The organism is Bacillus sp. LR--39 (assembly GCF_053613335.1).
Map to the genome: position 1 here is coordinate 1 of NZ_JBSIOT010000862.1, position 712 is coordinate 712.

Annotated in this window: 1 protein-coding gene and 1 pseudogene; both read left to right on the forward strand. The window is 45.4% G+C overall.

The features are described from left to right. Positions 1 to 589 (forward strand): pyridoxal 5'-phosphate synthase subunit PdxS (gene pdxS / locus ACWHAR_RS27065; RefSeq protein WP_452088431.1); only part of this gene is annotated, 589 nt, incomplete at its 5' end. 21 nt (positions 590 to 610) lie between these two features. Beyond that, positions 611 to 712: pseudogene (locus tag ACWHAR_RS27070) on the forward strand (pyridoxal 5'-phosphate synthase glutaminase subunit PdxT); the annotation flags it as partial.

Genomic DNA, 712 nt, shown 5'->3' on the forward strand with positions numbered 1-712 from the left:
CTATATTGATGAAAGTGAAGTTCTGACGCCGGCTGACGAAGAATTTCATTTGAATAAAAATGAATACACAGTTCCTTTTGTCTGTGGCTGCCGTGATCTTGGTGAAGCAACACGCCGTATTGCGGAAGGTGCTTCTATGCTTCGCACAAAAGGTGAGCCTGGGACAGGTAATATTGTTGAGGCTGTTCGTCATATGCGTAAAGTTAACGCTCAAGTGCGCAAAGTAGTTGCGATGAGTGAGGATGAACTAATGACAGAAGCGAAAAATCTAGGTGCTCCTTACGAGCTTCTTCTTCAAATTAAAAAAGACGGCAAGCTTCCTGTCGTTAACTTTGCCGCTGGCGGCGTAGCAACTCCTGCTGATGCTGCTCTCATGATGCAGCTTGGTGCTGACGGAGTATTTGTTGGTTCTGGTATTTTCAAATCAGACAACCCTGCTAAATTTGCGAAAGCAATTGTGGAAGCAACAACTCACTTCACTGATTACAAATTGATCGCTGAGCTGTCAAAAGAGCTTGGTACTGCAATGAAAGGGATTGAAATCTCAAACTTACTTCCAGAACAGCGTATGCAAGAACGCGGCTGGTAAGAACATAGGAGCGCTGCTGACATGTTAACAATAGGTGTACTAGGACTTCAAGGAGCAGTTAGAGAGCACATCCATGCGATTGAAGCATGCGGCGCGGCTGGTCTTGTCGTAAAACGTCCGGAA